Here is a 6436-nt window from a genome sequence, read left to right on the forward strand (position 1 = left end):
GCCCCGCCGGCGTTTGAGGCGCGGGCGCGGTAGCGCCGTGTCTTGAGCCGCGCCCGGCGACTGAGGGCGAGAACGGTTGAAGGGCGGGTAGGGGACCGGCGCCGCAGGCAACCCCGGGTAAGACGCTGCCCCCGGGCTCGGGCGGAGCCAGGGGGCAGCGGGGCCGGTGCTACAGGGCCACGCCCAGCAGGGCGTCGACCGTGCGCGAGACCAGGCCCGGGGCCGACTCGTCGTCACCGTCGGAGGCGTTCTGCGCGTCCACCCACGCGTCCACGGCCGCCAGCGCCGCCGGGGCGTTCAGGTCGTCGGCCAGGGCCGCCCGCACCTCCTCCACCAGCGCCTCGGCCGGCAGGCCGTCCGGCCGGGACACGGCCGCGCGCCAGCGCGCCAGACGGGCCTCGGCCTGCGCGAGGACGTCGTCGGTCCACTCCCAGTTGGCGCGGTAGTGGTGCGCGAGCAGGGCCAGGCGGATCGCCGCCGGGTCCACCCCGGCCCGCCGCAGGGCGGAGACGAAGACCAGGTTGCCCTTGGACTTCGACATCTTCTCGCCGTGCAGCGCGACCATGCCCGCGTGGACGTACGCCTTGGCCATCGGGAACTCGCCCGTCAGGGCCTGCGCGTGCGAGGCGCCCATCTCGTGGTGCGGGAACGCCAGGTCGGAGCCGCCGCCCTGGATGTCGAAGCCCATGCCCAGGTGCTCCAGGGCGATGGCCACGCACTCGATGTGCCAGCCCGGCCGGCCGCGGCCCAGGGAGCCGCCGTCCCAGCTCGGCTCGCCCTCGCGGGCGGCCATCCACAGCATCGGGTCGAGCGGGTTCTTCTTGCCCGGGCGGTCCGGGTCGCCGCCGCGCTCGGCGGACAGGGCCCGCATCGCCGCGGCGTCGAGGTGGGAGACCCCGCCGAAGTCGGGGTCGGCCTCCACCGAGAAGTAGACGTCACCGTCCAGCTCGTACGCGGCGCCCGCGTCCCGCAGCCGCTCCACCAGCGGCACGATGCCCGGTATGGCCTCGACGGCGCCGATGTAGTGCTGCGGCGGCAGCATGCGCAGGGCGGTCATGTCCTCGCGGAAGAGGGCCGTCTCGCGTTCGGCGAGCTCGGTCCAGTCGTGCCCGTCGCGCAGCGCCCGCTCCAGCAGCGGATCGTCCACGTCCGTGACGTTCTGGACGTAGTGGACCTGCCGCTTGTTGTCGAGCCACACGCGCTGCACGAGGTCGAACGCGTTGTAGGTCGCCGCGTGACCGATGTGGGTCGCGTCGTACGGGGTGATTCCGCAGACGTAGAGGCGGGCGACGGGACCGGGGGCGAGGGTGATCGTCCCCTGGGTCGCGGTGTCGTGGATCTGGAGGTCGCGGCCCTTGCCGGGCAGGGCGGGGACCTCAGAAGCGGGCCAGGCATGCATGGTTCGAGCCTAACCGGACGAGTGTTCCGGAAACGAATGCGACCAGCACTGTTGGCTTGATCGGCACTCTTGCGGTCTGGCCGGTTCTATGCGTCCGCGATCATCCGCGGACGTCCCTGCTCAGACGGGCGGCCAGGGGATCGAGGGCCACTGCCCGGACGGCTGCGGATGCTTCCCGTCCCGCAGCAACTGCGCCACGCGGGCCCGTACGGCGGCCAGCTCGACGGGGGTGATCAGTTCCGCCAGCCGGGTGGCGAGCGGCGCCCCGTCGGCCAGCTGCTCCTCCAGCGACCCGAGGACCTCGCGGGCCTCCTCCGTGAGCGGCTCCCCCGCCCAGCCCCACAGCAGGGTGCGGAGCTTGTCCTCCGTGTGGAAGGTCACGCCGTGGTCGATCCCGTAGAGCCGGCCGTCCGGTGCCGGCAGCAGGTGGCCGCCCTTGCGGTCGCCGTTGTTGATCACCGCGTCCAGTACGGCGAGGCGGCGCAGCCTGGGGTCGTCGGCGTGCACGAGGAGGGCGGTGCGGCCCTCCCCGACCTCGGCGAGGGCGACCGGCTTCCAGCCCTCCCCCGCCTCCTCGCCCTCGACCAGGGCCAGCAGCCCGGACTCCGGCCGTTCTCCGGCGTCGATCCAGTGCTGGACCATGCCCTCCCCGTACGGGCCGTCGCGCAGCACGGTGGTGGGCACCAGCCCCCACCCCGTGGCCTCGGAGACCAGGTAGGCGGCGCGCTCGCGCCGGGCGAGGTTCCCGTCGGGGAAGTCCCACAGCGGCCGCTCGCCCTTGACGGGCTTGTAGACGCACTCCGCGCTGCGCCCCTCGTGGGCGACGGTGCACAGCAGGACCGCGTTGGACGCCTCGGCGATGCGGCCGCGGACGGTGAGCTCGCCGCGGGTGAGCAGCTCCTCTATCGGGGTCACCTCGCTCACGCCTGGCGCCGGTACCCGTTCTGGCGGGGGCAGACGTGCCCCTCGGGGTCGAGGGGCAGGCTGCACAGCGGGCACGGCGGCCGGCCCGCGTTGACCACGTCGAGGGCCCGCTTGGCGAAGGCCCGGGCCTGGGCGCCGGAGAGGCGGACCCGCAGCATCGGCGGGCCGTTCTCCTCGTCCTGGAGCAGGCGCTCCTCCGCCTCGGCGAGGTCCTCCTCGGATTCCGCCTCCAGTTCGACGAGCGCCTGAGCCTCGACGATCATCCGCTGTTCCTCGCCGTCCCAGGCGAGGGCCATGGTGCCGACGCGGAACTCCTCCTCGACGGGGACGTCCAGCGGTGCGGTGTCGGCGGCCTCGGCGGAGGCGACGGCCGGGACGGGCGCGTTGCCGCCGGTGCGCCGCACGACCTCGTCGAGCAGCTCGTCCATCCGCTCGGCCAGCGCCGCGACCTGGGTCTTCTCCAGGGACACGCTGGTGACCCGGGCGCCCGAGGAGGCCTGGAGGAAGAAGGTGCGGCGTCCAGGCAGACCGACCGTGCCGGCCACGAAGCGGTCCGGGGGGTCGTAAAGGAACACCTGACGGGGCACGACCGGTCTCCAAGTCTGAGGCGGGGGCAGGGCTGCGCGCGTGTTGTTGGCCCTGCCACCCTACTGCTCCGTTCGATCAGGCCGCGCCCGCGCCGCCCCCCACGACGGCGTTGCCGCCGCCCTCGGTCTCGGAGTCGGGGGAGGCGACCGGGCGCGGGATCAGCGGGGCGAGGTCACCGGTGTCGCCGAGGCGGAGCAGGAAGGGCCGGGTGGGGGTGTAGCGGATCGCGGTGACCGAGCAGGGGTCGACGTGGATCCGCTGGAAGAGGTCGAGGTGCATGCCGAGGGCGTCGGCGACGAGGGACTTGATGATGTCGCCGTGGGAGCACATGAGGAAGGCGGCGCCGGAGCCGTGCTCCTCCTCGATCCGCGCGTCCCATTCGCGTACGGCGTCCACGGCGCGGGCCTGCATGGCGCGCATGGACTCGCCGCCGGGGAAGGCCGCGGCCGAGGGGTGCTGCTGGACGATCTTCATGAGGGGTTCGTCGGCGAGTTCGGAGAGCTTGCGGCCCGACCAGTCTCCGTAGTGGCACTCGCCGATCCGCTCGTCGGTGTGCAGGGGCAGGTCGGGGCGGGCCGCGAGCAGCGGGGCCAGGGTCTCGCGGCAGCGCTGGAGCGGGCTGGAGACGGCGGCGGCGAGGGGGATCCCGTCGAGTCTGCCGGGCAGGGCGGCGGCCTGCCCGGCGCCGTGTTCGTCGAGGGCCACTCCCGGGGTCCATCCGGCGAGCAGACCTGCGGTGTTGGCGGTGGACCGCCCGTGTCGTACGAGGATCAGCGTGGCCATGCATGCAGGGTATGCGGTGACGCCGGCGTGCGGGCGGGCGCGGGTCGGGGAAGAATGCCCGGCGTGATTGTCGACTGCGCGATGTACCGGGACGGCCGCCGCTCGCGGGCTCGGGAGGACTTCTCCGATGCGCTGGAGGAGGCCCGGGCGCACGGTGACGCCTTCCTGTGGGTCGGGATGTACGAGCCGACACCCGCGGAGTTCGACCGGGTGAGCCGTGAGTTCGGGCTGCACAAGCTGGCGGTGGAGGACGCGCTGACGGCGCACCAGCGGCCGAAGCTGGAGGTGTACGACGACTCGCTGTTCGTGGTCCTCAAGCCGGTGCTGTACGACGACGACGAGGACACGGTGACCACCGGCGAGCTGATGGTGTTCATCGGCGACTCCTTCGTGGTCACGGTGCGGCACGGCGAGGGGGCCGCGCTGGCGGCCGTGCGCCACCGGCTGGAGCAGGAGCCGGACGTGCTGCGGCACGGCCCGACGGCGGTGCTGTACGCGGTGTCCGACGCGGTGGTGGACCACTACATCGAGGTGGCGGCCGAGCTCCAGGCGGACCTGGAGGAGCTGGAGGCCGAGGTGTTCGCGCCGAACGCCCCGGACTCCTCCAAGAGCACCGCGGCCCGGATCTACGGCTTCAAGCGGCAGGTGCTGGAGTTCCGCCGGGCGACGAGCCCGCTGCTCCAGCCGATGGACCGGCTCGCCTTCGGGAACGTGCCCTTCGTGCACGACCACGCCCGGCCGTTCTTCCGGGACGTGGCCGACCACCTGACGAAGGCGAACGAGTACATCGAGGGCCTGGACCGGCTGCTGTCGGACGCCCTGGCCGCTCACCTGGCGCAGATGGGCGTCCGGCAGAACGACGACATGCGCAAGATCTCCGCGTGGGCGGCCATGGCGGCCGTCCCGACGATGGTGGCGGGGATCTACGGGATGAACTTCGACGACATGCCGGAGCTCAGGCAGCCCTGGGGTTATCCGGCGGTGGTGGTGCTCATGGTGGTGCTGTGCCTGGCCCTGCACAGGATGTTCAAGCGGCGCGGCTGGCTCTGATCCCCCGTGGCCCGGCGGGGCCTACGCGAACTCGTGGGTGGTGCTCGGTACGCCGCCGCCGAGGGGGTCGCGCCGCTCCGGCGGGCGCAGGCCGATCATGCGGTGCCAGCCGCTGAACCGCTCGTACGCGTACATCGCGCGGATGCCGGCGGCGAGCGCGGTGGCCTTGGGCGCGGGCCAGCGCAGCAGCCGGCCCATGTGGTCCATGACGGCGAGGCTGACGTCCCGGTAGACGCCGATCTCGGCGAGGGCGCTCTCGCGCAGGACGCGCTGGATGGTCCGGCCGTGCCCTTCGCGGGCGAGGCGGAGGAGTTCCTCGTGGCAGTAGGCGAGGTGGTTGTCCTCGTCGTTGCTGATGACGCGGACGGCCTTGCCGACCTCGGGGTGGTCGCCGAAGTGGCGCAGCAGCATGACCATCTGGTCGGCGGCGCGCTGTTCGGTGACCCGGCTGTGGGCGAGGTAGACGACGATGTCCTCCTCGCTGAGGGGCTCGTCGCGGCGCAGCTTGTCGTGCGCGAGGCCGATGCCGCGGCGTTCCAGCAGCATCGTGTAGTCGGTCTCGGGCGGGACGGGGACGGCGGGCAGGCCGCGCTTGCGCAGCAGGGCGCGGAAGATCCGGCCGTGCTTGTCCTCGTCGGCGCCGTGCCGGGTGATCTTGGGGGCCAGGTCCCGCATGCCGTCGGGGACGAGGGCGGCGATGCGGGCGTTCTCCCAGCCGCCCTGGGACTCACCGCTGGCGGCGATGGAGCAGAACAGCTGGAAGGAGTCGTCGTGGTCGACGATCTCCTGGAACAGGCTGCGGGCAGAGAGCATGCAACGAGTCAAATGCGGATCGACCGGGCGGGCAACCGATGGGTGGCCGCACTCGGCCGAATGAACGAAACCGGCGGCGGCCCGGCGGGGCGTAACCCCGGGGGCGGGCCGGGCGTTGTTCGCTGTGTCGGCCGTGGCGGGGAAGACCCCCCGAGCCCCCACCACGGCCGCTGGCCCCTTTCCGACGACACCCCCTAGGCGAGGCCGGCGAGCTCCAGGGCCTCGGTGCCGGCGCGCAGGGCGGCGAGGCGTTCGTCCAGGGTGAAGCCGGCCGGGGCCAGGGTGAGGGTGGTGACCCCGGCGTCGGCGTAGGCCCGCATCCCGTCCGCGATGCGTTCCACGGAGCCGAGCAGGGTGGTCGAGTCGATCAGCGAGTGCGGGACCGCGGCGGCCGCCCCGTCCTTGTCGCCGCCCAGGTACTTGGCCTGGATCTCGGCGGCCTCCTTCTCGTAGCCCATGCGCTGGGCGAGCTGGTTGTAGAAGTTCTGCTTCGGGCTGCCCATGCCGCCGACGTACAGGGCGGTGTAGGGGCGGAACACGTCCGCGAGGGCGTTCACGTCGTCGCCGAGGGCCAGCGGGACGGTCGGGCAGACGTCGAAGCCGTCCATCGTCAGCCCGGCCTTCTCGCGGCCCGCGCGGATGTGCCGCAGGGCGGTCTCCTCCAGGTGCTCGGCGGCCGGGAAGATCAGCAGGGCGCCGTCGGCGATCTCGCCGGTCTGCTCCAGGTTCTTGGGGCCGATGGCGGCGATGTAGAGCGGGATGTGCGGGCGTTCGGGGTGCACGGTCAGCTTGAGCGGCTTGCCGGGGCCGCCGGGCAGCGGGAGGGTCCAGTGCTCGCCGTCGAAGCTCAGCCGTTCGCGGGACATGGCCTTGCGGACG

7 protein-coding genes are annotated in these 6436 nt (G+C 73.0%); 1 reads left to right on the top strand and 6 read right to left on the bottom strand.

Translation table 11 applies throughout. The features are described 5' to 3' along the window. Positions 1-169: 169 nt before the first annotated feature. The 4 genes from mshC to SSNG_RS07505 all read right to left on the bottom strand — a co-directional run bounded on the left by mshC (position 170) and on the right by SSNG_RS07505 (position 3694). Positions 170-1399, bottom strand: coding sequence for a cysteine--1-D-myo-inosityl 2-amino-2-deoxy-alpha-D-glucopyranoside ligase (gene mshC / locus SSNG_RS07490; RefSeq protein WP_007263200.1), 1230 nt, complete (start codon positions 1397-1399; stop codon positions 170-172). A gap of 120 nt (positions 1400-1519) precedes the next feature. Next, positions 1520-2314 carry an SCO1664 family protein gene (locus SSNG_RS07495; protein WP_007263201.1) on the bottom strand — a complete coding sequence of 265 codons (795 nt, stop codon included), beginning with the start codon at positions 2312-2314 and terminating at the stop codon, positions 1520-1522. 5 nt (positions 2315-2319) lie between these two features. Beyond that, complete coding sequence (locus SSNG_RS07500) at positions 2320-2910, bottom strand: DUF3090 domain-containing protein (RefSeq protein ID WP_007263202.1); 591 nt, start codon at positions 2908-2910, stop codon at positions 2320-2322. Between the two features lie 76 nt (positions 2911-2986). After that, positions 2987-3694 (bottom strand): histidine phosphatase family protein, encoded by a 708-nt coding sequence (locus tag SSNG_RS07505; protein WP_007263203.1) that lies wholly within the window; start codon positions 3692-3694, stop codon positions 2987-2989. 54 nt (positions 3695-3748) lie between these two features. Here SSNG_RS07505 and corA point away from each other — a divergent pair, with 54 nt between their 5' ends. Continuing rightward, on the top strand, positions 3749-4744 hold the full coding sequence (gene corA, locus SSNG_RS07510; RefSeq protein WP_007263204.1) for a magnesium/cobalt transporter CorA: 996 nt from the start codon (positions 3749-3751) through the stop codon (positions 4742-4744). Positions 4745-4765: 21 nt separating this feature from the next. On the opposite strand, the gene SSNG_RS07515 is transcribed toward corA, so the two are convergent. Then, positions 4766-5557 (bottom strand): ferritin-like domain-containing protein, encoded by a 792-nt coding sequence (locus SSNG_RS07515; RefSeq protein WP_007263205.1) that lies wholly within the window; start codon positions 5555-5557, stop codon positions 4766-4768. Between the two features lie 194 nt (positions 5558-5751). Further along, positions 5752-6436: LLM class flavin-dependent oxidoreductase (locus SSNG_RS07520; RefSeq protein WP_042800687.1), on the bottom strand; the 685-nt coding region annotated here is incomplete at its 5' end.

It is taken from the genome of Streptomyces sp. C (assembly GCF_000158895.1).
In the GTDB taxonomy this organism is placed as follows: Bacteria; Actinomycetota; Actinomycetes; order Streptomycetales; family Streptomycetaceae; genus Streptomyces; species Streptomyces racemochromogenes.

Bases quoted from the DNA above. Each gene is read 5' to 3' on its own strand.
- mshC (WP_007263200.1), bottom strand. From the start codon at position 1,399: ATGCATGCCTGGCCCGCTTCTGAGGTCCCCGCCCTGCCCGGCAAGGGC.
- SSNG_RS07505 (WP_007263203.1), bottom strand. From the start codon at position 3,694: ATGGCCACGCTGATCCTCGTACGACACGGGCGGTCCACCGCCAACACC.
- corA (WP_007263204.1), top strand. From the start codon at position 3,749: ATGCCCGGCGTGATTGTCGACTGCGCGATGTACCGGGACGGCCGCCGC.
- SSNG_RS07515 (WP_007263205.1), bottom strand. From the start codon at position 5,557: ATGCTCTCTGCCCGCAGCCTGTTCCAGGAGATCGTCGACCACGACGAC.